We start from the raw sequence: 25474 nt of genomic DNA, 5'->3' as shown, positions 1-25474 counted from the left end.
GCTGTGGCAGCTGGCGTCCGAAGTGTCGAATTCACAAGTGCAGAATTACTGCTCTCAACACCATTGACCGTCTGGGTCACATAGTACTGCACTGAATTCGGTTCCACATTTGTAAACGTATAGGTGGCATCTGTCACGGCTGTCGCCGTGTCAATCAGCGTGTCTCCTGTGGTCAAATACAGCTTTAGAGTAGCGCCTGATGTGAAATTGCTCACCACAAGACTCTCTAGTCCCGCCGTTGCTGTGGGGGCTGATGGTCCTGCAGGTGCTTCCACCGTAACGCTGCTAGAGACTAAGCTTACAACACCATTAATGCTCTGATTGACATAATATATATCCCCAGCAGTCAGTCCGCTAAATCGATATGTACCGTCGCCATTTGCCGTTGGACTCGATGATACCAATGCATCAGAAGAATTATACAGAGAAATAGTCGCACCAGTGTACACATTGCTCACATCCACATACCCCACACCTGCCGTGGCTGTTGGTGTCCGAAGTTTAGAATTGACAAATGAAGAATTTTCACTCACCCAACTTCCCACAGTCTGCGTCACATAATACTGCGTCGTATTGGGTACCACATTTGTAAACGTATAAGTCGAAGCAGCCACACTTGGAGACGTTGCAATCAAAGCGTCTTCCGTTACTGAATAGAGTTTTAAAACGGCTCCAGATATAAAATCGCTTACTAAAAGGCTTTCTACACCTGCAGTTACAGTTGGCACAGGTGATTCATAATAGGCAGATGCGAAGGTGTAAGTATCCCAATTCGAAAAGTTGAAAACCAAGAATATTTCTGACTGGCCCTTGGCGCTGGCATCCGCTTTCATATCTGTTACGTCGTTTCCCGCAATTGTGTGTGTAAAATTTGAACCCACGAGTTCACACGAACTAAAATAATTCATATTTAGGGCATAATTTGTACCATCATAAACATAGTAAGCTACATATAATGTTGCATCATCGTGTCCTGTGATATGTCCCCCCACTTTAAAGGGCACACCATTGATCATGTTAGAAACATCCACTTTCATGATGCCAAACTTATTCTGATTCTCATCAATAGGAACATCTCTTACAGTATCAGATCCATTTAGAGATGCCGTGTTATCCAAGTTATCTAGAGCATATCCATACCACGCTCCCACTTGAACTGCAGCTTCAACAGGTATGGATGGTGCCAAAATACCACCCAATACCAATACAAGAGTCACTACTCTTGCAACCGCTTTTTTTGTTTTCCCCATAATACATTCCTCCACATCGATTTACACTTTCAAACCATAGCAATATGCAAATAAAAATTCTAAATATCTTCGTATTTTCATTTGATATTCATACCCTTTTGGCGAGAAATCCACGCTCATTTTCTTAGAAAAAATATTTTAATTCTGAATAAAAAAACTTGATCGCGAAGAAAAAAAGAGTTTAAATTTCCATCATGATCAAGTATTTCAATATGTCCTATTATGTCTAGATTTAACGGACAAAAGTATAATACATTTTATTCAATTATATTCTATACAATACAATTTTTTTCGTCAATGTATTTATTTCAATATTGTAACATTTGCATCGAGATTAATCATCTTCTAACACAATAACGGTATTAGACATGGCACTTACAACACCATTTATACTCTGTTTAACATAATATGAGGTGCCACTTTCTAGATCGTTAAATCGATATGTGCCGTCCCCATTCGCTGTTGGTGTGATGGCAATTGAAGCTCCTGAAGTTGAATAGAGTTTTACTGTTGAACACGGATAAACATTGCTCACGTCTATATAACCGGCACCTGCATGGATTATCGGCGTTCGCAAAGTTGGCGTTATATCCTTTGATTTTGTCCCTTCCAAACCATTTGCAGTTTGCGTTACGTAATAGTTAGCACTATTAGGAACAATATTGTCAAAAATGTGAATAGATTCTCTTACATTACTTGCTGTTGCAATAATCACATTACCTGATGTCAAATACAATTTTAAATCTGCTCCAAATATAAAATTACTCACTGAAAGGCTCTCTATGCCTGCTATTACGGTTGGTGTCTGTGGTGCAGACACAGTGACGACAGTTGAAGCCGTACTGATAACATTATTTATGCTTTGTCTAGCATAATATGAGGTGCCCCCTGCCAGACCACTGAATCGATATGTGCCATCCCCATTCGCTGTTGGCGTGATGGCAATTGAAGAGCCGGAAGTTGAATATAGTTTTATTGTTGAACATGGATAGACATTGCTCACATCCACATAACCGGCACCTGCATGGACTATTGGTGTTCTCAAAGCTGGTGTCATATCATTTGATTTTTTCCCTTCCACGCCATTTACGATTTGCGTCACATAGTAGTTAGCGCTATTGGGAACAACATTATTAAAGATGTAAGTGGATTCCGTTACATTACTTGCTGTTGCAATGATTGCACTGCCTGATGTCAAACACAGTTTTAAATCTGCTCCAGATGTAAAATTACTTACCGAAATACTCTCTATGCCCGCTATTGCAGTAGGTGCTTGTGGCGCTAATACAGTGACGATATTTGAATCTGCACTGACAACATTGTTTATACTCTGTCTAACAAAATATGGTGTTCCCCCAGCTAGATCACTAAATCGATATGTCCCATCCCCGTTTGATGTTGGCGTAATGACAATTGATGATCCGGAAGTCGTGTAAAGAGTTATGGTTGCACCAGTATACACATTACTCACATCCACATAATCAAAACCAGCATGGATTATTGGCGTTCTCAAAGATGGCGTTATGGCATTTGATTTTGTTCCTTCCACGCCATTCACAGTTTGCGTTACATAGTAGTTGGCACTATCAGGAACAACATTATTGAAGATATGAATAGGTTCCGTTACATGACTTGCTGTTGCAATAATCGCACTGCCTGATGTCAAATACAGTTTCAAATCTGCTCCAGATGTATAATTACTCACTGAAATACTTTCTATGCCCGCTATTACAGTTGGCGCTTGTGGTGCTGACACGGTAACGATATTTGAAGCCGCACTGACAACATTGTTTATGCTCTGTCTAACATAATATGAGGTGCCCTCGGTTAGACCGCTAAATCGATATGTGCCATCTCCATTTGAGGTTGGCGTGACGGCAATTGATGATCCGGAAGTCGTGTACAAGGTTATAGCTGCGCCAGTATACACATTGCTCACATCCACATAGCCAATGCCTGCATGGAGTATTGGTGTTCTCAAAGTTGGCGTTATAGCATTTGATTTTGTCCCTTCCACGCCATTTACAGTTTGCGTTACATAGTATTTGGCACTATCGGGAACAACATTATTAAAGATGTGAATAGGTTCTCTTACATGACTTGCTGTTGCAATAATCGCACTGCCTGATGTCAAGTACAGTTTTAAGTCTGCTCCAGATGTATAATTACTCACTGAAATACTCTCTATGCCCGCTATTGCAGTTGGCGCTTGTGGCCCTAATACGGAAACAATACCCGAAGCCGCACTGACAACATTATTTATGCTCTGTCTAACATAATATGAGGTGCCCCCGGTTAGACCGCTAAATCGATAAGTGCCATCTCCATTCGAGGTTGGCGTGATGGCAATTGATGATCCTGAAGTTGAATATAATTGCACAGTTGAACCCGTATAAACGTTGCTTACATCCACGTAACCAAAACCTGCTTGAACTACTGGCGTTCTCAAAGCTGGTGTTATAGCATTTGATTTTTTCCCTTCCACGCCATTTACGGTTTGAGTCACATAGTAATTGGCGCTATTGGGAACGATATTGTTAAAGACAAAAACAGATTCCTTTACATGACTTGCTGTTGCAACAATCGCACTGCCTGATGTCAAATACAGTTTCAAATCTGCTCCAGATGTAAAATTATTTACTGAAATGCTCTCTATGCCCGCTGTTGCAGTTGGCGCATTTGGCGCTAATACGTTAACGATACTTGAAGCCGCACTGACAATACCATTTATACTCTGCTTAACATAATATGAGGTACCACTTTCCAGATCGCTAAATCGATATGTGCCATCTCCATTTGAGGTTGGCGTAATGGCAATTGATGATCCTGAAGTTGAATATAGTTTTACTGTTGAACAGGGATAGACATTGCTCACATCCACATAATCAAAACCTGCATGGACTATTGGCGTTCCCAAAGTTGGCGTTATAGCATTTGATTTTATCCCTTCCACGCCATTTAAAGTTTGCGTGACGTAGTAGTTTGCGCTATTGGGAACAATATTGTTAAAAATGTGAATAGATTCCCTTACATTACTTGCCGTTGCAACAATTGCACTGCCTGATGTCAAATACAGTTTTAAATCTGCTCCAAATGTGAAATTACTCACTGAAATACGCTCTATTTCTGCTATTGCAGTTGGCGCTTGTGGCGTTAATACATTAACGATGCTTGAAGCCGCACTGACAACATCATTTATGCTCTGTCTAACATAATATGATGTTCCCCCTGCTAGACCACTAAACCGATATGTCCCATCCCCATTTGCTGTCGGCGTGATGGCGATTGAAGCTCCGGAAGTTGAATAGAGTTTTGCTGTTGAACACGGATAAATATTGCTCACATCCACATAACCAGCACCTGCATTGACTACTGGTGTTCTCAAAGTTGGCGTTATATCATTTGATTTTATCCCTTCTACGCCATTTATGGTTTGCGTTACATAGTAGTTGGCGCTATTGGGAACAACATTGTTAAAGACGTAAACCGATTCCCTTACATTACTTGCTGTTGCAACAATTGCACTACCTGATGTCAAATGCAGTTTTAAATCTGCTCCAGATGTAAAATTGCTCACCGAAATACTCTCTATACCCTCTATTGCGGTCGGCGCTTGTGGCACTTTCACTGTAACATTGCTAGAATCAGAGCTCTCAACGGTAATAATGCTCTGATCGACAAAATATGCGTTACCCGCAGTCAATCCTCTAGATTGATATGTATCAACACCATTTTCAATTGGCACAGGTAATTCGTAATGGGCAGAAGCAAAGGTGTAGGTATCACCCGTCGTAAAGTTAAAAACTAAAAAGATTTCAGTTTGTCCCTTATCAATCGCATCCGTTTTCATGGCTGTTACATCGCTTCCCGCAATGGTATGTGTAAAATTCGAATTAATGAGTTCACACGAACTAGAATAGTTATCGTTAAGAACGTAATTTACGCCATCGTAAACATAGTAAGCTACATTTAATGTTGCATCATCGTGTCTCGTAATATTTCCCCCCACTTTAAAGGGCACACCATTGATCAAATTTGAAACATCCACTTTTATGATACCAAACTTATTCTGACCCTCATCAATTGGAACATCTCTTACAATATCAGATCCATATAGAGATACTGAATTATTCAAATTATTAACAGCATATCCATACCACACATTTTCTTGAGTTGCCGCTTCAGCGTGTATTGAGGGCGCCAAAATACCACTCAACACCAATACAAGCGTGACTACTCTTGCAAACTTTTTTTTTATTTTTCCCATAATGATTCTCCACTCCTTTACATTAATTTAAGACATAATCAACAGCGAAAGTAATTTACTTTCTTTTACGGTTTTTTTACAAAAAACTCAATTTCAAAAAAAATGCTTGATCGTGAAAAAATATAAACCAAGTTTTCATCATGATCAAGCATTTCAATGTTCAATATTAATTTTATCCGTTCCAACTTTCACGAAAAAAATTGCAACATATCCCATTTGATTCCATTTTATAAAGTAATCTGACTTTCGTCAATATATTTATTTCAATACTGTAATATTTATTCTGAAATTAGTATGCTTTTGCCATGTAAACCATGTGTTTCGCTGGTTTACCACAGAATGGACACACATCACCTAAATTTTCCTGCTCAAACGGGATACATCTGATGCTGACGCCGGTTTCAGTCTTAACGCTTTCTTCACAGGCTCTATCCCCGCACCACATGGTTTTCGCAAAACCAGGTGTCTCCTCCATTTTTTGTTTAAACTCATCATAAGTTTCAAACGTAAAGGTCTTTGCATCACGGCTCTCACGTGCACGGTTTAACATATCATCGTGAATTTGATCTAATAATTTGACCATACCATCACCAATACCATCAAGTTCAACAGGGCCTTTTTCAAGGTTATCTCTTCTTGCCACCATTGCAACGCCATTTTCAATATCTCTTGGGCCAATCTCAATTCTAATTGGAACCCCTTTCATTTCGTATTCATTAAATTTCCAACCTGGTGAGTAGTTCACATTGTCATCTAACTTCACACGAATACCTTTAGAAGCGAGTTCTTTTCTAAGTTCTTCGGCTCTCTCAAGAACGCCTTCCTTCTTTTGTGCGATCGGCACGATAACCACTTGAATTGGCGCAAGTCTAGGTGGCAAAACTAAACCACGATTATCCCCATGAACCATAATCATACCACCAATCAATCTCGTAGAAACACCCCACGACGTCTGATGTGGATATTCTAAATCACCTTCTCGCCCTTGAAAATTGATATCAAATGCCTTTGAAAAGTGTTGAGCAAAGTTATGTGATGTCCCTGATTGAAGCGCTTTACCATCATGCATCAAAGCCTCAATTGTGTATGTTGACTCTGCGCCTGCAAATTTTTCCTTTTCCGATTTTTTACCCACAATCATTGGAATCGCCAATAAATCTTCAGCCATTTCTTTATAAACTGAGAGCATTTTAAGTGTTTCTGTTTGTGCTTCTTCTGCTGTCTCATGTAAAGTATGTCCTTCTTGCCATAAGAATTCAGAAGTTCTAAGGAAAGGTCGCGTTGTCTTTTCCCATCTGACCACAGAACACCATTGATTATACAGATAAGGTAATTCTCTATAAGATGTCAACCACTTTGAATACATCGAGCAAAAAATCGTTTCTGACGTTGGTCTCACACAAAGTCTCTCTGCAAGTTCTTCATCACCACCATGTGTCACCCAAGCAACTTCTGGTGCAAATCCTTCAACATGTTCCTTTTCCTTATTCAAAAGGCTCTCTGGAATCAAGAGTGGAAAGTAGCAATTTTCATGACCCGTTTCTTTGAATCTTCGATCTAAAAAGCTTTGAATATTTTCCCAAAGCGCATACCCATATGGCTTAATGACCATAAAACCTTTAACCGGCGAGTAATCTACCAAGTCCGTTTTCTTAATGACATCTGTGTACCATTGTGGGAAATCGTCTTCCATTTTAGTAATGTCTTTTACAAATTCTTTATCCTTATTTTTACCCATAAGATCCTCCTTATATAATTATGTGCGGATGCACTCAAATTTATACGACTTATTTTTTAAAATAAAAAAAGCCCTCATCTCTAAAAAAATAGAGACGAAAACTTCGCGGTACCACTCTAATTAACAAAGCAACTTACACCTTGTTCACTCAGCCATCATAACGGGATGTCCCGTGTGATTTATCATCACAAACTCCTGGGTAGGTTCAATCAATTTGGGGTTAGAAACCTTTCAGCCGATGAGTTTCATTCTCTTAAACATTACATTGATTTACTGGCCCATTCACAGTCAAATGCTTCTATTCAATTACATCTGAATTACACCTACTAATATATTACGCCATTAAATGTTTGTCAACACCATTTTAAGTTTAACCTTCTATATCATAAATGGATGCCCTTAAAATCACATGATCTCCTTTAAAAAGCTTACATCATTGGCGAGAATGTGTGGGAATCGAACCCACCTAAGCAGCTCTTAACTACTCAAACTGGTTTTGAAGACCAGAAGGCACACCAGCACCCATCCACTCTCAAAATATGTTTGGCATTGACAGAACGTTATCCCATTATACCTCATTTTACGGCACAAATCCATATACAATCTTCTTTGAGACCATGTGTCAAAAGTCTGTTACACATATCCACTCTTTTAAAATTATGGCACTCTAATAGTTCTTTGAATTTAGAAATATTAAAACAAAATCCGATGATCGTCTATTTTTTTAGTGATCTTTTGCTGATCTAGATACTCTAAGATTGGAACAGCATATTTTCTAGAAGTTCCCAGCATATCACGACATTCACCTAAAGTCATCCTTTCATTTTCTTGGATGTAAGCGCTTATTTTGTGGAGCGCCTCTTCAAACCTTTTTTGATGCAAGCAAATATTGGCATCTATTTTAATGAGTACAGAACGCTCTATCAGTGTTTGAATTAAAAGCTGCCCATTGATTCCTTTAGGGCACAATTTTGTGATTTCATCTATATAGGGGGGCATAAAAGCACTTTCAAAATACTGTGCTTCAAACAGAATCAAACATTTTTTTTCTTCATTGGTAAATGAAATTTCAAATCCTGCAAGTGCAACCCTATTTTGATTGACTTCAATCACTTTTTCACTCTCAAAATATTGGATCAATTGAGCTGACAGCCTATTCATTTCATCTTTAAAAACTCGACTTCTAAACTCCTCTTTCCCCATCCCTGCTCTCAATGGATTTTTTTGATGATACTGCATCAAAAGCGTGGTTATGGTCTGCCTGAGTTCATCCAAAAAGTCTATATGGACATAAATTGAATCTGAAAGTTGGACGATAATAGCCTCTTTGAGCAAATGTTCAAGTCCATATTGCAATTCTGCTCTTGTCTTTCCCAACTGTATGGCAATAAACTCTATCGGTTTCATCGCTTTGCTGTATTTTTTTATACTCTGCTCAAGTACGGACTCAAAATCGCCTGCTTCCTTGACATACAAGGCTTCAAGGACATCATCTCTAAACCGTTTGTGTTTGTATGGATTAGCATCTAAAACAATACCGCCACCAATCGTGTCCACGGGAGAATAAAACCTGAGTACATAATGATCCCCCGTTTTTAAAGCCACCTCTTCTTCTAAGCGCAGCTGCGCATAAGTACTCTCACCAGCTTTTAGACTATCTTCTTCAAGCAAGATCACACGACCCAATACTTCACTTGTCCCATGATGAAATCTAATACGTGCTCTATTTTTAAGGGCTCTTGGTACGCTTTTAAGCAAATTGAGCTTAACGTCAAGTAGCATGGTCACTTGTATGGAATCCTGTTGCGCTAAGACATCACCTCTATGGATATCCTCTGTTTTTACGTTGGACAAATTAATGGCAACTCTTTGCCCTGCATAGGATTTTTCAACATTTTTGCCATGCATCTGAATATTCTTGACCTTTGAAAGTCGCTCATGAGGATAAATATTCAAGACATCGCCAACCGTTAAAGTCCCCTCCACTTGTGTCCCTGTGATGACAGTTCCAAACCCATCCACTGTAAAGACACGATCTACGGGAATTCGAACTGCTGCTCGAATATCTTTTAACTCTACAGCCTGTGCCATCTTGTAAATTTCTTGTTTTAAGTATTCCAATCCCATGCCCTCTACAACCGATACTGGGACAATAAGCGCATCTTCTAAAAAAGTCTCTTTCATGTGACTGCGTATATCTTCTTGAATCATATCAAGCCAGTCTTCATCCACTAAATCCGTCTTTGTCAAAACGATGATGCCCTTCTTGATCTGCAAGATGGAAAGAATGTTTAAATGTTCCTCTGTTTGAGGCATAATACCTTCATCTGCTGCAATGACAAGTAAAACCATGTCAATGCCACCTACACCTGCAAGCATATTTTTTATAAATTTTTCATGTCCAGGTACATCTATAATCCCAGCACGTTCTCCATCAGGCAAATCCAAATAGGCAAAACCCAGATCAATGGTGATGCCTCTCTTTTTTTCTTCCTTCAATCGATCCGTTTCAATCCCTGTAAGTGCGCGAATCAAAGCTGTTTTGCCATGATCTATATGCCCAGCTGTCCCAATGATGATATTTTTCACTTTCTATACCTCTTTATTTCTTAAAATCTGTTTAATCGTATTAGATATATACTCAAAATCGCGTTCATTAATCGTCCTAACATCTAGTAAGATATGATCCTTCTGGATTCTGACGATAATGGGCATTTGAGATTGTCTTAAGTGCGTTTCCAACTGTTTTACGGAAAGGCCTACAGGATTGATTTTGACGAGAACCGTTGGCAACTCCTGAAGTGGCATGGAACCTCCCCCTACTTGTGATGCCCCTTCTTCAAGGCATATATGGTCTACTAGGTTCTGATCCGAGAGCAAGTCTCGTAAATGCGTCGCTCTTTCTCGAATGATTTCTAGAGGCATGGTCATCATTTCAAGTAACGGAATTTGAGAGATCACCTTATCTGTATCAAAATAGAGCCTCAGCGTGGCTTCAAGCGCGGCTAGAGTCAACTTATCTATTCTAAAGGCTCTTGTCAAAGGATTCAGTTTCATTTGCTCAATCCAATGTTTTTTACCAATAATGATCCCCGCCTGTGGCCCACCTAAAAGCTTATCACCACTAAAGCATATGATGTCGGCGCCGGAAGCGACACTCTCGTGGACTGTCATCTCGCCTTCAATACCAAATTTAGAAAAATCAATGAGTGCACCGCTGCCCAAATCATGAATAACGGGAATATCATGAGTTCGTCCAAGAGTTGCCAGTTCACTTAAAGAGACCTCTTCTGTAAAGCCAAGAATACGATAATTACTTGTGTGCACTTTTAAAAATGCACCTGTCTCGCCATTTATAATTGCCCTTTCATAATCATAGAGATGGGTTTTATTGGTAGTGCCTACTTCCACCAGATTTGCACCACTTTGCACCATAATTTCTGGAATTCGGAAAGCCCCTCCGATTTCAACCAGCTCCCCTCGTGACACAATGACATCTTTGCCTTTCCCCAGCGTGCTCAGTATCAATAAAACTGCGGCAGCATTATTGTTGACCACCATTGCGGCTTCAGCCCCAGTGAGTTTGGTGAGTATCTCCTCCACATGGTCGTATCGAGAACCTCTTTTACCAGTCGCTATATTAAATTCTAAAGTCGAATAGTTTTCTGCAATTTCCCAGAGGCTTTCTTTAATCCCACTATAAAGCGATGCACGCCCCAAGTTGGTGTGCAATATAACGCCAGTAGCGTTGATCACACGCCTCAAACTCATTTCATTTAACTTATACACTGCCTGGATCACATCTTCTACAATGGCCTCTACATCTATGTCAATCGATTTTCCTTTAATTTCAGCAGTTTCGGTATCTATTGACACATCTACTGACGCTGTAAGCGTTAAAATTTCATTTCTTCTCTGGTCAATAACTTTTCTGATGGCATCCATAATCACCTGTCGACTGCTAATCATCATCAATTCAAGCACTCTTTCATGGTTGGCAACATCGTCTACTTTTGGAATGGATCTCAATAAGGCCTGTTTCGTCTGCATTTTAGCACTCCTTGTCCTCAATCGAAATTTAATCGGATCTCTACATTCTCATTCTACCATAATTTCTAAATTACTTTCCTACTAAAAGACTTCGCTCAAACATTTATACTTTTAAATCTTGCATACAACAACATTTGGATCATCTACTGATGCTCCAAAGCGATTTTCGCTGACGCTGTTCGAGGTTGGACATTCCTCTTCACAGCTTTCGGCTCAAATCTTGCATACAACAACATTTGGATCATCTACTGATGCTCCAAAACGATTTTCGCTGACGCTGTTCGAGGTTGGACATTCCTCTTCACAGCTTTCGGCTCAAATCTTGTTGTTTTTTAATAAAAAAAGATGAATAATTGTTATTCATCTCAGGTTCTAAAGCGTATTATTTAACACTTTTATGCTGTATTATTCAAAGTGAATCATTTCAAAATCATTGAGGCGTAAATCCATTATAAGCATTTTATTTTGGATCAAATTCCCCCGATTCAATAAGAGCTTCACGGCTTCACTGACTTGTACAGATGCCGCAAGTGCTGGTGTAAACGCAGGATTCCCAAGGATCTGTTCATTGCCTCTACCCTCATGAGCTTTGTAAATTCGATCCAATGTGTTGTCACCAGGCATTATGGTACACACCTGAGCATACCAGCCTGCTATGGCACCATATACAAGCGGTGTTTCTAACGTTTTTGCCGCCTTCTGAAGGATGAATCTCGCCTCAATACCGTCTGTTGCATCCACAATCACATCATGATGCTTCAGTAATTCTAAAGCATTTTCTTCTGTCAAATAGCTTTCCACAGCATGGACAACCACCTCAGAATTTACTGCCGCTAATCTCTGTTTAGCTTCAAAAGCCTTGCTTTGGTCAAGATTATCTTCTAGAGAGAGCAGTTGCCTGTTGAGATTGGTCTCATCAAACACATCGCCATCAATCACAGTTAGTTGTCCAATGCCAAGTCTTCCAAGCATTTCTATGACATAGCCGCCAAGGCCACCACACCCTACTACACAGACACTTTTTAATTTTAAGAGATCACATTCTGCTTGGGAAAACATCGTTCTGTTCTTTTGATAACGATCCATCATCAACCCCCTCCTACTGGTGGAAAAATCGAAACCACATCGGTTTCTTCTAAAACCTTGCTCATACTGCCATCTCTTCCATTGATGAGCAGAATCGCCACATCCTCTGCCTTGATATTCAATTGATCAATAATCATCTGGGTCGTCGGATTATCACCAAGAGAAACCATGATTTCTTTACCTCTGCCTTCTCTCAATGTTGCAAATAATCTTACCTTTATCTCCATTCTGCACACACCCCCTCTTCAAACTAATTTGCGCTTGTCGCATTGTTTTTCACTATACCATTCAGCCTTTAAGGTCATTCAACCTTTAAGTTTCAGAATCGTTCCCATATTGTTTTAAATGCAGTACACTAGATTCCGAACCCATAAACAATCCCCGCATGAAGGCGCATTACCATAACAATCTCCATAGGTGTCACTTACCATGTCACAACCATCCACGAGATCACAATCCGTACAGGAAGGATAATGATTGTTATAAACCATATATCGATAATCCGTATAGGCTTTTGAATGCCATATACTTTCTAAGTCCTCTTCCAGAACATCTCCAAAAGTATGTGCTTGTATAGTCTTTAGCCTTCCAAAGACAACCTCAGTGCCCTCATGAGCGAACCGGTAGCAAGGTGCTATCTTCCCATGAGCGTTGATGACGATCGTATCATTGTCCACAAAACGACACCTGCGTTCCGTCTTTAAACGATTCTCAGATAATCTAATCGCAAGCCCTCGCCTTATTGCATATATCCTAACTTGATCATAGTACTTTGCCATCTGCTCATTGGCACTTATTGAGTATAAGCAGAGATCACTATCCTCTAAACTGACCGGTAAAATATTGGAAATAATGAGTTGTGATACCCCATATTCACTTGCCAAATCTATAATGCCAAAGACATCCTCTTTATTCGTTGCAGATAGGACCATTTGAAAAATTAATTGAAGCGACTGATTTGATTGCTTCTTTTTGAGCTCATTTATAAGTTTCACTTGCTCTAAAACGCCTTCCAAAGAAATGCCTCTGATCTCGTAAAAATGTTGCGCAAGACCATCTATGGAAATCACCAATTGATCCACATATTCAACAATGGCTTCTCTCATGGATTCTGTCAAACTTACAGCATTTGTAGTCAAACTCACTTTATAAGATTTTAATCGCTCTAACACCTCAATAATTTGAGGATGAATAGAGGGCTCACCGATTCCACCGACAACGATCTCGTCTATACTTTCAATGCCTTCAATTTGTGTGAGAATTCTTTCCACCATCTCTTTCGGCATATGCTGTGTCTTTTCAATCCACGAATGTCTATAACACATGGTACAATTCAAATTGCATGCATCTGTAAGCTCCAAGCAAACCTTTCGCATTGACATTTTACCCTCCTCATAGCCTATGAATTTCAGCTCAAATCTTGTTGTCTATAAAAGGAAAGGAGCCCAAAAGGGGCTCCTTATTGCAAGCATTAAAGTCCTAATATATCTTTGCGTGCTTGTGTTGGAATACCATCTGCACCCCAGCCTCTTAATTCATAGTATTCAGGTAAAAGTTCCGATAATCTTGTCACATTCCCTTCTGAAGGACCTGCTTCAATTGGATCTTCTAAAAGTCTCTTTGGAAGCGTATCTTGAGAGGCATCTATACCAGCCGCTAAATTGAAAAGTCTTTCAATATTCCAAATGCGTTCGCCTGCCAAAAGAACATCTTCCGCAGACCAATCCGTGCCAATGACATTGTTGATCATAGATGCATAATCGCCTGCGCCCATTGCAAATGAAGTGAATAGACAAAGACCTGATGCATCAATAAATGCCGTTAAATCTTGGAATATTTTAACCCAACCTGCTTTGCCTTCTAAAGTAAAGCGATCTAGTTTTTCTGGTAATCCTAAAATTTCAGGTGAAATCATATAACCTCTAACGTGACAACCCCCTCTATTTGAAGTTGCGTATTGCAAGCCTTGTCCTTGAATTCCTCTTGGGTCATATGCAGGTAATTCTTGCTTTTTAACAGTCATTGAGAATTCTGGAACACCATATGACTCTGCAAGGCGATAAGAACCATCCGCCATTTTATTTCCAAAACCTTCTCTCAAGCCCATACGCTTTGTCCATTCCACAACCGCATCGTTGTCTCCGAATTTAAGCGATACGCCATCAAGTTCTGAATCCTTGATATAACCTTTTTCATAGAGTTCCATTGCCGCAGCTATTGTTGAGCCCGCTGTAATCGTATCGATCCCAAGCTCATTACACCAGTAGTTTGCCTTAATAACAGCACCCATATCCGATACGCCACAATCTCCACCAAAAGCCCAAATCGTCTCATACTCTGGACCTCCGCCTTCAATATCATCTACTTTGCAATACCTACCACAAGCAATTGGACATCTATAGCAAGGATCTTTTCTAACCAAATATTGTTCTGTAAGTGTTTCACCACTGAGCTCTTCTGCTCTGTCAAAATGTGAAGATTGGAAGTTATTCACTGGGAAGACACCATTTTCATTGATAATATTCACGAGTACAGCCGTTCCATAAGTTGGCAACCCCTGTCCTGTGACACCATTCTCTCTGATTTTAGCATTGCAGTCTTTAACGACTTGCTTTAGGGCTTCTGCATCTGCAACTTCAACCTTTTTAGTACCTCTCACTGTAATTGCCTTTAAATTTTTAGAGCCCATTACAGCGCCAACGCCTGATCTTCCAGCTGCTCTATCTTTATCATTCATAATAGCTGCCATTTTAGAAAGTTTTTCACCAGCTGGTCCAATTGTCATGACGCGAGATTTCTCAGGTATTTCCTTTTTCAATATCTCAGTGGTCTCAGAAACGACTTTGCCCCAAATATGAGCTGCATCTCTGATTTCAACTTTATCATCTTCAATCATGATATAGACAGGTTTATTCGATTTACCTTCAAGGACAATGATATCATATCCAGCAAACTTCAATTCCGGTCCCCAGTAACCTCCTGAGTTAGAAGATGCAATTGTACCCGTTAGTGGCGATTTGGTAATAACCATATAACGGCCACCTGTAGGTGTTGGCGTCCCAGTAAGCGGTCCTGTGACAATGAAAAGTTTATTTTCTTCACTTAAAGCATCTACTGTTGGAGAAACTTCATTAGCGAACATCTTCGTGCCAAGACCTCTACCACCGACGAATTTTTTTGCCATTGCTTCGTCAAGCGCTTCCACTGTGCAAACACCTTTTGTTAAATTGACCCTTAATACTTGACCTTGATAACCGTACATAAATAGCCTCCTTTTAAATTTGGCGCAATGCAAAACATTGCTTATAAATGTGACATTTATTCCAAATCCTTTCCAAATATCGGGAGGCATCACAGTTTCCCGTTCTACCCATTGGTCAAAAATCATGGCACTGAGCTTTAGATATTTTGACTCGGATTTTGGTACCTATTCAATTAAAATAATTTGATCCAATGCGATAGACCCAATTGTCATATATTAATTTTATCGTATTCTAATCCGGCTGTTGCCTTTTGTGTAAAAACCACTTTAAGAACATTGGGCTACTCTATGACACCTAAATCATTGAGCACAATAATAGCATCACCTGTTTTGACAACACCTGACTTTAACACTCTTGTAAAAATCCCTTCTTTGGGCATGATACACTGACCCACTTGGGTCTTTATAGCACAGCCGTGATGGCACTCTTTGCCAATTTGAGTAACCTCTTGAAGGGTTTCACCAATCTTTAATTTTGTACCCACAGGCAACTCATACAAACAAATTCCTTCTGTGGTGAGATTCTCTGCAAACTTTCCACTACACAAACCTTCAACACCCATTTGGGTCATTTTATCGATGCTTTCTTGTCCCAACAGACTGACTTGTCTATGCCACTTTCCAGCATGGGCATCCCCCACAAGGCCATGACCTTCTCTAAATTCACCCTCAGGAATAGTATCCTTAACCACACCCTTCTCAGCACTTATATTAATAGCGATCACTTTGCCCTCAGCTATTTTCATAATACTTCCCCCGATCTTGTATAATGCCCCGATTTGCCACCCACTTTTTCCACAAGCCTAATACGATCAATGACCATCTCTTTATCCACCGCTTTACACATATCATATATCGTAAGCGCCGCTATATTCACAGCTGTCAATGCCTCCATCTCCACACCGGTCTTGCCAAAAGTCTTAACGGTGGCTTCTATCAAAATTCGGTCTTCTAGGATCTCAAAATCCAATGAGACATGTGTCAACATGAGGGGATGGCACATAGGGATCAAATCACTGGTTCTTTTAGCGCCCATCACGCCTGCAATTTGAGCTACTTGGAGGACATCACCCTTGCTTATTGAGCTCTCTTTAATCGCTTCAATGGTGGACGCCTTCATCAGAATTTCGCCTTTTGCCAAAGCCACTCTAAGGGTCTCCGCTTTCTCTGTAACCTCCACCATATGAGCTCTACCCTTATCGTTAAAATGTGTAAATGACATGAATCCTCCTAAAATTGAGTTCGATTTTTGCACACTCTATTGTTACCAGCTCATGAGTTCAATCTTGACAACCCGTTACTTCAACCTCCAACTTGAACCATGTTCCTAGCCACAGTGCTCGCCTTTCCAATTTCATGTTCAAGCGGTTTTTTTAAAACAGATTGTTGTATATACGTCGTTAAATCCAATTGATCTTCTAAAGCTTTTTTCAAATCAAATTCTATATCTGAATGCAGACAATATTTCAGTTTGCCTTCTGAAGTCAATCGAATGCGATTACAGTTTGTGCAGAATTTACAGGAAATCGGACTAATTAACCCCACTTTGCCTTTGCCATTTGGCAGTTTATAGTATTTCGCTGGCGACGCAGGGTCTTTGCTCTCAACGGGTACAAGCTCTGGTACTTTGTCCAAAACCGCTGTATTCGGCACATAATTTTTTATAGACCACTTTGCCACTTCACCTATAGGCATGAGTTCAATAAAGCGCACATCTATGGCCTCATCCTCTGTCATACGAACAAAATCTTCGATCTCATCATCATTAAAACCACCTATGATCACCACATTGAGTTTAATTGGCGTCAAACCCACGCGCTTTGCTTCTTCGATTCCTTCAAGTACATTTCCAAGTACCCCACCACGAGTCATCTGGAAGTACTTTTCAGGTTTAAGTGAGTCTATACTGATATTGACGCGATCGAGTCCTGCATCTTTTAGAGACTTTGCCATTTTTTTTAATAAAAGTCCATTCGTGGTGAGTGCAAGATCCTTAATTTCTGGATGCTTGTGAATCATTTCAACAAGTGAGACAATTCCATGTCTTACTAAAGGTTCTCCACCCGTTATTCTTATTTTGTCAATACCAAGGCTCACAAAGGATTCGACCATTTTATCAATTTCTTCTAGGGATAAAATATCACTATGTTTCAGTTTTTCGACACCTTCCTCAGGCATGCAATATTGACATCTCAAATTACAACGATCCGTAATCGATAATCTCAAATAATTTATTTTCCTCCCATACCCATCAATCATATGTCTCTCCGATCTCGATGATGTCACCGGTTTCCTCTAATGCATAACCGCCAATTTCAGTCATTTGCGTTTTAAAATAAGGGGACTTTATCAAATCTATAAATCTCTGAACTCTAAAATCTTCTAAAAGCGCATAAGGCACCAAAAAATCATAGGATTCATAGCCCACTTCAATAAAATCAAGTCCCATGGAATTTGCTGCTGAATAAACCCCGAGTCCTGCATCGGCCCCTTCAGATGCCACTGCAACTGCCACTGCCATATGTGTGACCACTTCTCGGTGATAACCGTTTATGTCTCCGCCACTGATGCCCAATTTAGAGAGTTCATAGTCCAGTAACTGTCTTGTGCCAGCACCTTTCTGCCTGTTGATGAACTCGATTTCTTTTCTCGCCAAATCTTGAAAAGTATAAATGCCTTTCGGATTGCCCTTTCTCACCATAAGGCCTTGTAAGCGTTTTACCCCTTTGATCAGCGCCATTTTTCGATTTGGAAAGAAGCGCTGAACAGTGCTGATATTATAAATACCCGTTTTTTCATCTATTAAATGAATTGGAGCCATATGGCATTCATCTTTTATAAGTGCCATAACGCCGCCAAGGCTTCCCACATGCGTCGAAGTCATCGGCATGCGATCTGCAACAATATCTAATAATAAGTCATGGCTACCAATCACCACGAGTCTCTCCGACAGTGTATGGAGTGGTTTCAATAACTTGACCTCAACACTTTCACCTCTTTCGATCCCTTCGGAAAGTCGCGGTATCGTCAAAACGCCATCTGCTTTCACAAGGCTCATAGTCGTTCCTGCTCCTCTATTAAGCGGCGTCACCACCCATTTGCCATTTACCTCACCAAGAGTGACTCTGACAAGCTCTTCATGTTTAAGAGACGAGACAACTCTCTGTGTCAAAACACCTTCGTGAATGGACATTTCATCCATTTGACCATGCCAACTTTCAATTAAGGGTTTCACAAAAGCTTCAAATGCAAAAAAAGCAGATACAGGGTACCCAGGAAGTCCAACTACGCTCTTGCCCTTAATCTTGCCTAAAATCGTGGGCTTTCCTGGTTTTATAGCGACGCCGTGTACCACGACCTCTCCTAGAGCTTCAATAGTGCTCACTGTATAGTCCTTTTCACCTGCCGAAGACCCTGCAATGGTAATCAGCATATGATTTTCGCCGAGGCCTCTTTCTATGGCCTCTTTTAGGGCATTCGGATCATCATGGCATGGGCTATAAACTTTTGTCAGACAGCCCATTTCTGTAAGCAATCCTTCAATGACACTTGAGTTAGAATCTATTATTTTACCTCGTGTTAACGCGTCAAGGTCTTGAACAATTTCGTTTCCAGTGGGTAAGATCCCCACTTTTAGTTTTTCAAAGACATCCACTGAGGAAACGCCTCCACTGATTAAAGCGCCCAAATCCATAGGCCTCACTTTATGGAATGACGGCAAGAGCATCTCACCTACAATGATGTCTTCACCCACTTGCCTCACATGTTGCCATGAATACGCTGCCTCTACGATCTCAATGACGCCCTCACTGACTGGCTTCACGTCTTCAATCATAATGACACTATCTTTATTTTCAGGTAATAAATTACCCGTATTAACGTATTCAAAATCCTCATGCTCTTTCAATTGCATTGGATTTTTCTCATTTGCCCCTTGTGTTCTTTCGGAAAGCACTGCAATGCCATCCATTGCAGAACAGGGATCACTTGGTGACGATCGATGTGCAAACACAGGTCCAAACGTAATGCGATGCAAAGTCGATTTCACAGGAACACTTTCTGATTGAAGTGGATTTTCAAGGTGCTCTCTATACTTTTTTAAAGCCTCATCAAGTGGCATATTGGAAATATAAACATTTCTTTGAGCCATTATAATTCACCTCTTTTGAATAGATAGACATTCACATCTTGACCTTTGTAAAGGCCTTCTTGGTCGCTTTCAATGTGAATATAACCGGAAGCCTTCGTCATCAATGAAATGAGCCCTGATTTGCCAAGAATCGGTTTTGCCCTTAACACATTGTCCTCATAAGCTAGATTGACCATAATAAAAGTGTCTTTGCCCGAGGCAGAGTGAATACTTTCCGTAATCTGAGCATTTACCTTTATCGATTTCATTTTAAGGTTACTGACACTTTCCATATACGGTCTTACAAGTATTTCAAACACCAGTGCAGATGCTGTAGGGTGACCTGGTAGACCAAAGATGAGCTTGTTGTGAGCTCTGCCAACAATGGTTGGCTTCCCTGGTTTTATAGATATACCATGAATTAAAATTTCGCCATCCGCAAAGGATTCTATCACTTGATGCGTAAAATCTCTTGTTCCTACTGAGCTCCCACCTGATAACAAAACTAAATCTGCTTTCTCAAGTGACTCTGCAACGCTTGCCTTAAGGGCATTCATATCATCACGGATAATGGCCTTATGAACGACTTCACCACCCAGTTCAGACACGAGTCCCATGAGTGCATAACCGTTAATATCTCTTATTTGTCCCATCTTAATTGGCAAATGACAATCCACAACTTCATCTCCTGTGGACAAAATTGCCACTTTAATTTTTTTATACACATTTATGGCATTGATCCCTGCGCCCGCCAACAATCCCATATCGTATGCGTTTATTCTCTTCCCTGCTTCTATGATGAGCTGTTCTTTTTTAAGATCATCGCCATGATAAATAATGTTCTCTCCAAAGGCAATGGGTTGACGGATAAGGATTAAATCAGATGACATCTGTTCAGAGTATTCAATCATAACCACACCATCTGAACCATGTGGAAGCATGCCGCCTGTGGGCACATATATGGCCTCCCCTTTTTGAAGGGTCTCAGACATGACTTCACCCATAACAGAATCGCCCTTGAGCTTCAACATTGCCGGAATACTCTCCGTTGCCCCCATCACATCATCTATTTTCACGGCGTATCCGTCTACTGTGGATCTATCAAAAGAGGGAATATCAACCTCTGAATATACATTTTCGCATGCAATAAAGCCATTGCAAGCACCTATGGAAATACGTTCTACCTCAAGCTTTAGTCTAGAAACCTCATCATGGATGATTGCTCGTGCTTCACTTAAAGATCTAATTTTGAAAAAATTCATTTTTTAAGATCCTTTCTCTTATACTTTGGTCATCTATATTTTGGTAATCTACGGCTTATTTATAATGCACTTATATTTAGATCGTTTATGCTTTAGTCATTGGTGTAGCACATTCAGAATCATCCCCTACGAGAATTTGAATGCCGTGAAAAACTGGACTCAAAATGTAGTCTAGAGTTTCTCTAACCGCTTTTGGACTTCCAGGCATGTTGATGATCAACGTATTGCCTCTGATCCCTGAAACGCCCCTAGAGAGCATGCCCTTGGGTGTTATTTGCAAGCTGTTATAGCGGATTGCCTCTGCGATTCCCGGTGCTTCTCGTTCTATGACGCTTATAGTCGCCTCTGGCGTCACATCTCGTTTGCTGAATCCCGTCCCTCCTGTTGTCAAAATCAAATTGACATGGAGTTCATCCGCCATATGGCGCATTGCTTTTTCAAGTTCATCTTTTTCATCTGGCACCATCATGTATTTTAGAACTTTATAACCTGCTTCAGTTACGATATCACAAATCACTTTACCGCTTAGATCTTCACGTTCTCCCTTTGAGCCCTTATCGCTCGCTGTGATTACCCCTACTGTATACATTATTCTTTCCCCTTTCCATTACGAAAATCTCTTTGCACATACGCTCAATTTGATCCAGATCATGTGATATGGTAATCACTGTCATAGACTGCTCTCTATTGCGCTTTGCGATTGTACTTTCAATGACTTTAATTGTACTCTGATCAATACTTGCTGTGGGTTCATCTAATAACAACACCTCTGGATTAAATACCAAAGCCCGTGCCAATGCCACTTTTTGTGATTCCCCACCTGACAGCTGAGTCGCTAATTGATCTGATAAAGGTTCAATCTGAAGCTCCTCTAAAATGGCATGGACCGCATTTTCAATTTGCGATTTAATAAAACCCCTTATTTTAAGTGGATAGGCAATATTGTTATAAACACTTGTCTGCATCATATACGGGGTTTGACTCAGATAAGTAATACGTCTATGGTCTGCATCTGCTAATCGTTTGCCATCATAACATATTGTGCCTCGCTCATAGGGTTCAAGTCCAGCAATCATTTTGAGCAAAGTAGTTTTACCCGCACCATTTGCACCTATGATACCACAGATTTGTCCACTTTTAAAAACCGCTTTTTCAATATCCACAACGACTCTGTTTTGGTATTTTTTGAGCAGATGCGTTAATTCAATGTCCATTTTAGTCTCCCACGGTGAAATGATAAAGGATTGAATTGACGATAAATGAAATGGTGAGCAAAACAAGGCCCATTGCAATGGCCATGCCATAGTTCCCCATGCTGTTATTCATCGCTATAAATGTCGTCATCACTCTTGTATGGCCTTTTATGTTCCCACCGACAATCATCACTGCGCCGACCTCAGATACAGCTCTTCCAAAACCCGTAACAATTGCAATTAATATGGTGACTCTCATCTCTGCAATCATTAAAAGCAATACTTGAAAACGACTTGCTCCCAGTGTTTTACCCATGTTATAGATGCTTCTGCCTTTTTCTTTGGACGCATTAAAAATAATACCCATTATAATCGGCGTTACCAAAATCACTTGAGCAATGATCATCGCTGTTGGCGTGAACATGAGCCCGAAAGAACCCAATGGACCCTTTCTAGAAAACAGTATAGCGACTAAAAGTCCCACAACAACTGGTGGCAAACTCATGGCCGTATAAAGCAATCGAGTCAACACTTTTTTGAGTCTAAATGTTTTCAGTCCAAAATACAAACCAAATGGAATGCCCATGATTGCCGCAAGAAGTGTAGAGGTTAAAGATAATCCCACAGAAAGCCCTATTATTGTGTATACCTCTCTATCAAAGCTCAACAAAAGCGCCAATGCCTCTTTAAAGCCCTCTGTGATAAAACTCATGCACTTAACTCCTTTAAAAAAGCTTATTTTGCATTTGGAAAAAAGAGCGGTTGACCATATTTTTCAACACCAAATTCACCAATTTTCTTTTGGGTTTCAGCAGATAAAATCCATTTTATGAACTGCTCAGCACCTTTTGAATTGATTTGATCATTTTTATTAGGGTTCACTGCAATCACACCGTAATAGTTGAGTAAGGCTTCATCTGCCTGATAGACGATTTCTAAGTCCAGCTTGTCTTGCATCGCCAAGAAAGTAGCGCGATCCGTCAACGTATAGGCTTGCATTTCACTGGCCATCATCAAAACATCTCCCATACCCTTACCTGCTAATATATACCAATCTCCACTGGGATTAAGCTCTAGCGTGTTCCACAGACTGATTTCTTTTTTATTTGTACCCGAATCGTCACCTCTTGACACGAATTTTAATTGATTCTCACTGACATATTTTAAAACATCTTCAATCGTATTCATAGCGGATAGGTTCAATTGATCCCCAGATGCTTTAGGACCCACAAGAACAAAATCATTGTACATGACGTCAAATCGCTCCACGCCATCGCCATCACTTACAAATTTTTCTTCGCTTGTCTTTGCATGTACAAGGAGCACATCAGCTTCACCATCCACACCCATTTGTAACGCCTTGCCAGTGCCCACAGCGACAACCTTAACTTCTATGCCCGTTTTCGCCTCAAAATCAGGTATGATCTCATCTAGTAAGCCGCTGTCCCGTGTGCTTGTTGTCGTCGACAAGATCAATGATTTTTTAGGTGCATTCAGTGTAATTATCGCAATGCCCAGAGCGACAATTAAGCAACCCACCAAAACTGATAAAATAATCGTTTTCTTACTCATGCTTTTACCCCTTTACGAACTCAAATTTACAAACTCAATTTTTTTCTTCTCTCTTAATGTAATGCTTAATCTTGTAAACATCATTTTAATAAAAATAATGGTTTCACTTATCATTATACAATATTTTATACTTCAAAAACTATCTGATAATTCAGAAAAGTATTCCTTTTTCCATTATGCAATTTTTAATAACTCAACTTTCATTTATTGATTCCTTTGTGTGCCTGTGTTACTATAAAATTAGTTATCTTTAATTATGTTTTTAGGGGAGGTTTTAACATTGATCAAAAACTTCGACAGATATTTCGAAAAAAATGATGGTCTTGAAACCGATTACATGAAAATTCTTTACTACGATTTGGATAAGGATTTTCAAGGAACTTATAATTCCTACCAATATACACGCCTATGTACGATTACGAGCGGTTCCAAGCATATTCAAGTTAACAATGGTCAAGAGTTTAATTATGCTCAATCAGACTTTATCATATTGCCGCCACACGCCAGTGTGCACATGAAAATACCTGAAAAAACCATCGCCGTGGTTTACGAGCTCAGCGATAAATTACTTGAAGACACTTTAAAAAAAGTAGAAATCAAACATGAGCTTGATGTGGACATGACTTCTGATTTTGTAAAAAAGAATTTGCTCATTCCACAAGTCAATACACATATTGAGCGCATTAAACAGTATGCACTCAGCGATGATCCCAATAAGCATTTTTTAATTGATCTATGTTCTCAAGAGCTTGCATATAATCTGATCAATCAATATCATCTGACTTTTAATGATCGCAAAAAGCAAGAGCCTGTGGAATATACCATACAATGCCTAAAAACAAATTTAAATGACCCCGACCTTACCGTTAAGGAAATTGCCTTTTCGCTCAACATGTCACCTTCAAACTTGATTTTAATTTTTAGACGCGCCACTGGCATGACGCCTAAAGCTTATCACAATCGCTTAAAGCTCAACAAGGCAAAAGAGCTTCTGCTCCATAAAAATGTTTCCGAAGTGTGCTATGATTTGGGATTTGAAAGTCTTTCTTATTTTATAAAACTGTTCAAAAGTCATTTTGGCATTACGCCAAAACAGTATTCGATGAAAATATTACAAGGAAAATATCAATGACAATAGAATCGCCTTATGAAGTTATCATTGACAGTGGTATTTTAATCAAGTATATTCAAGCTTACTTTCGTAAGATTTCACTTGAACTGACACCACTGCATTACAAGGGGTTACAATGGGAAGTTATTTTGACCCCAATATTTCAAGACTCGAATAAAATCACGCGTTCGGTTTATATTCCCAGAACTGAAATACGCTTTATTGGGGAAAGAGAAGCCGTTGAAGAAGTGGTCCATGCTTATCGACTTGAATTTTTGTCCGCAGGTGGTTGATCTAATTTTAGAAAAATTTAAGAAACAGTAAAGGTTTTCTTAAAAAACGGCGGTTATAATCACTTTAGTTTCAACATACAATTTCCAAATTGTATAACCCCGGAACTGCAAAACCCTTATGATCACCGTTTTTTACGGTGATTTTTTTTGGCTCATCCATCCTGTTCCGCTCAAATTTCATCTTGCCCCAATTTTGCCCTCCCCGAAAAAGTACAGAGCCATTTCCCCTTGTTATAAACAGCACGATCTCATGAACATACC

The 25474-nt window shown here is 39.8% G+C and carries 19 protein-coding genes, 1 tRNA gene, 1 pseudogene, 1 riboswitch and 1 other annotated feature; of the genes and pseudogenes, 2 read left to right on the top strand and 19 right to left on the bottom strand.

Translation table 11 applies throughout. The features are described from left to right. From ISU02_RS07340 to ISU02_RS07250, 19 genes and pseudogenes are all read right to left on the bottom strand, one after another. Positions 1 to 1250: pseudogene (locus tag ISU02_RS07340) on the bottom strand (hypothetical protein); the annotation flags it as partial. Between the two features lie 334 nt (positions 1251 to 1584). After that, positions 1585 to 5517, bottom strand: a complete 3933-nt coding sequence (locus ISU02_RS07335) for a hypothetical protein (protein ID WP_194701166.1) — start codon at positions 5515 to 5517, stop codon at positions 1585 to 1587. Positions 5518 to 5806: 289 nt separating this feature from the next. Next, positions 5807 to 7255: a proline--tRNA ligase gene (gene proS / locus ISU02_RS07330; RefSeq protein WP_194701165.1), complete on the bottom strand. Its 1449-nt coding sequence runs from the start codon at positions 7253 to 7255 to the stop codon at positions 5807 to 5809. A gap of 87 nt (positions 7256 to 7342) precedes the next feature. Beyond that, positions 7343 to 7550 (bottom strand) — a binding site (T-box leader). Between the two features lie 142 nt (positions 7551 to 7692). Next, positions 7693 to 7789, bottom strand: a tRNA-Sec gene (locus ISU02_RS07325). A gap of 159 nt (positions 7790 to 7948) precedes the next feature. Further along, entirely contained in the window at positions 7949 to 9844 is a 1896-nt protein-coding gene (selB, locus tag ISU02_RS07320; RefSeq protein ID WP_194701164.1) for a selenocysteine-specific translation elongation factor, read from the bottom strand. A 3-nt stretch (positions 9845 to 9847) separates the two neighbouring features. Beyond that, a complete protein-coding gene (gene selA, locus ISU02_RS07315; protein WP_194701163.1) occupies positions 9848 to 11305 on the bottom strand; it encodes an L-seryl-tRNA(Sec) selenium transferase in 1458 nt (485 codons plus the stop codon). Positions 11306 to 11710: 405 nt separating this feature from the next. Then, positions 11711 to 12391, bottom strand: coding sequence for a HesA/MoeB/ThiF family protein (locus ISU02_RS07310; protein ID WP_194701448.1), 681 nt, complete (start codon positions 12389 to 12391; stop codon positions 11711 to 11713). Between the two features lie 2 nt (positions 12392 to 12393). Beyond that, positions 12394 to 12618 (bottom strand): MoaD/ThiS family protein, encoded by a 225-nt coding sequence (locus ISU02_RS07305; RefSeq protein WP_194701162.1) that lies wholly within the window; start codon positions 12616 to 12618, stop codon positions 12394 to 12396. A gap of 114 nt (positions 12619 to 12732) precedes the next feature. After that, the gene (locus ISU02_RS07300) at positions 12733 to 13773 is read right to left on the bottom strand and encodes a radical SAM protein (protein ID WP_194701161.1); all 1041 of its coding nucleotides are present in this window, start codon (positions 13771 to 13773) and stop codon (positions 12733 to 12735) included. Between the two features lie 89 nt (positions 13774 to 13862). Then, positions 13863 to 15653 carry an aldehyde ferredoxin oxidoreductase family protein gene (locus ISU02_RS07295; RefSeq protein ID WP_194701160.1) on the bottom strand — a complete coding sequence of 597 codons (1791 nt, stop codon included), beginning with the start codon at positions 15651 to 15653 and terminating at the stop codon, positions 13863 to 13865. Positions 15654 to 15702: 49 nt separating this feature from the next. After that, positions 15703 to 15822: riboswitch (molybdenum cofactor riboswitch) on the bottom strand. A gap of 112 nt (positions 15823 to 15934) precedes the next feature. Beyond that, entirely contained in the window at positions 15935 to 16399 is a 465-nt protein-coding gene (locus tag ISU02_RS07290) for an MOSC domain-containing protein (RefSeq protein WP_194701159.1), read from the bottom strand. Beyond that, positions 16396 to 16875, bottom strand: coding sequence for a cyclic pyranopterin monophosphate synthase MoaC (gene moaC, locus ISU02_RS07285; protein WP_194701158.1), 480 nt, complete (start codon positions 16873 to 16875; stop codon positions 16396 to 16398). Before moaC ends, ISU02_RS07290 begins: the two co-directional genes overlap by 4 nt. Positions 16876 to 16955: 80 nt before the next feature. Further along, positions 16956 to 17912 carry a GTP 3',8-cyclase MoaA gene (gene moaA / locus ISU02_RS07280; RefSeq protein WP_194701157.1) on the bottom strand — a complete coding sequence of 319 codons (957 nt, stop codon included), beginning with the start codon at positions 17910 to 17912 and terminating at the stop codon, positions 16956 to 16958. After that, a complete protein-coding gene (locus ISU02_RS07275; RefSeq protein ID WP_194701156.1) occupies positions 17905 to 19803 on the bottom strand; it encodes a molybdopterin biosynthesis protein in 1899 nt (632 codons plus the stop codon). Before ISU02_RS07275 ends, moaA begins: the two co-directional genes overlap by 8 nt. Next, complete coding sequence (locus ISU02_RS07270; RefSeq protein ID WP_194701155.1) at positions 19803 to 21044, bottom strand: molybdopterin molybdotransferase MoeA; 1242 nt, start codon at positions 21042 to 21044, stop codon at positions 19803 to 19805. The genes ISU02_RS07275 and ISU02_RS07270 overlap by 1 nt, the downstream gene beginning before the upstream one ends. 85 nt (positions 21045 to 21129) lie before the next feature. Further along, positions 21130 to 21633, bottom strand: a complete 504-nt coding sequence (locus ISU02_RS07265; RefSeq protein WP_194701154.1) for a MogA/MoaB family molybdenum cofactor biosynthesis protein — start codon at positions 21631 to 21633, stop codon at positions 21130 to 21132. Continuing rightward, positions 21599 to 22258 carry an ABC transporter ATP-binding protein gene (locus ISU02_RS07260; RefSeq protein WP_194701153.1) on the bottom strand — a complete coding sequence of 220 codons (660 nt, stop codon included), beginning with the start codon at positions 22256 to 22258 and terminating at the stop codon, positions 21599 to 21601. Before ISU02_RS07260 ends, ISU02_RS07265 begins: the two co-directional genes overlap by 35 nt. Before the next feature lies 1 nt (position 22259). Beyond that, on the bottom strand, positions 22260 to 22949 hold the full coding sequence (locus ISU02_RS07255) for an ABC transporter permease (RefSeq protein ID WP_194701152.1): 690 nt from the start codon (positions 22947 to 22949) through the stop codon (positions 22260 to 22262). A gap of 23 nt (positions 22950 to 22972) precedes the next feature. Beyond that, positions 22973 to 23809 carry an ABC transporter substrate-binding protein gene (locus ISU02_RS07250; RefSeq protein ID WP_194701151.1) on the bottom strand — a complete coding sequence of 279 codons (837 nt, stop codon included), beginning with the start codon at positions 23807 to 23809 and terminating at the stop codon, positions 22973 to 22975. Between the two features lie 280 nt (positions 23810 to 24089). Here ISU02_RS07250 and ISU02_RS07245 point away from each other — a divergent pair, with 280 nt between their 5' ends. After that, positions 24090 to 24941: an AraC family transcriptional regulator gene (locus ISU02_RS07245; RefSeq protein WP_194701150.1), complete on the top strand. Its 852-nt coding sequence runs from the start codon at positions 24090 to 24092 to the stop codon at positions 24939 to 24941. Further along, positions 24938 to 25213 (top strand): hypothetical protein, encoded by a 276-nt coding sequence (locus ISU02_RS07240; protein WP_194701149.1) that lies wholly within the window; start codon positions 24938 to 24940, stop codon positions 25211 to 25213. The genes ISU02_RS07245 and ISU02_RS07240 overlap by 4 nt, the downstream gene beginning before the upstream one ends. Positions 25214 to 25474: the final 261 nt, after the last annotated feature.

It is taken from the genome of Fusibacter ferrireducens, from assembly GCF_015352425.1.
Taxonomy (GTDB): Bacteria; Bacillota; Clostridia; order Peptostreptococcales; family Acidaminobacteraceae; genus Fusibacter_A; species Fusibacter_A ferrireducens.
Note: the sequence above shows the minus strand (reverse complement) of the source record. Positions and strands in the feature narration are given on the sequence as shown.

What these genes read in the sequence shown, in the direction of transcription:
- ISU02_RS07335 (WP_194701166.1), bottom strand. Translation starts at nt 5,517, where the DNA reads ATGGGAAAAATAAAAAAAAAGTTTGCAAGAGTAGTCACGCTTGTATTG.
- proS (WP_194701165.1), bottom strand. Translation starts at nt 7,255, where the DNA reads ATGGGTAAAAATAAGGATAAAGAATTTGTAAAAGACATTACTAAAATG.
- selA (WP_194701163.1), bottom strand. Translation starts at nt 11,305, where the DNA reads ATGCAGACGAAACAGGCCTTATTGAGATCCATTCCAAAAGTAGACGAT.
- ISU02_RS07310 (WP_194701448.1), bottom strand. Translation starts at nt 12,391, where the DNA reads ATGGATCGTTATCAAAAGAACAGAACGATGTTTTCCCAAGCAGAATGT.
- ISU02_RS07305 (WP_194701162.1), bottom strand. Translation starts at nt 12,618, where the DNA reads ATGGAGATAAAGGTAAGATTATTTGCAACATTGAGAGAAGGCAGAGGT.
- ISU02_RS07300 (WP_194701161.1), bottom strand. Translation starts at nt 13,773, where the DNA reads ATGTCAATGCGAAAGGTTTGCTTGGAGCTTACAGATGCATGCAATTTG.
- ISU02_RS07295 (WP_194701160.1), bottom strand. Translation starts at nt 15,653, where the DNA reads ATGTACGGTTATCAAGGTCAAGTATTAAGGGTCAATTTAACAAAAGGT.
- ISU02_RS07290 (WP_194701159.1), bottom strand. Translation starts at nt 16,399, where the DNA reads ATGAAAATAGCTGAGGGCAAAGTGATCGCTATTAATATAAGTGCTGAG.
- moaC (WP_194701158.1), bottom strand. Translation starts at nt 16,875, where the DNA reads ATGTCATTTACACATTTTAACGATAAGGGTAGAGCTCATATGGTGGAG.
- moaA (WP_194701157.1), bottom strand. Translation starts at nt 17,912, where the DNA reads ATGATTGATGGGTATGGGAGGAAAATAAATTATTTGAGATTATCGATT.
- ISU02_RS07275 (WP_194701156.1), bottom strand. Translation starts at nt 19,803, where the DNA reads ATGGCTCAAAGAAATGTTTATATTTCCAATATGCCACTTGATGAGGCT.
- ISU02_RS07270 (WP_194701155.1), bottom strand. Translation starts at nt 21,044, where the DNA reads ATGAATTTTTTCAAAATTAGATCTTTAAGTGAAGCACGAGCAATCATC.
- ISU02_RS07265 (WP_194701154.1), bottom strand. Translation starts at nt 21,633, where the DNA reads ATGTATACAGTAGGGGTAATCACAGCGAGCGATAAGGGCTCAAAGGGA.
- ISU02_RS07260 (WP_194701153.1), bottom strand. Translation starts at nt 22,258, where the DNA reads ATGGACATTGAATTAACGCATCTGCTCAAAAAATACCAAAACAGAGTC.
- ISU02_RS07255 (WP_194701152.1), bottom strand. Translation starts at nt 22,949, where the DNA reads ATGAGTTTTATCACAGAGGGCTTTAAAGAGGCATTGGCGCTTTTGTTG.
- ISU02_RS07250 (WP_194701151.1), bottom strand. Translation starts at nt 23,809, where the DNA reads ATGAGTAAGAAAACGATTATTTTATCAGTTTTGGTGGGTTGCTTAATT.
- ISU02_RS07240 (WP_194701149.1), top strand. Translation starts at nt 24,938, where the DNA reads ATGACAATAGAATCGCCTTATGAAGTTATCATTGACAGTGGTATTTTA.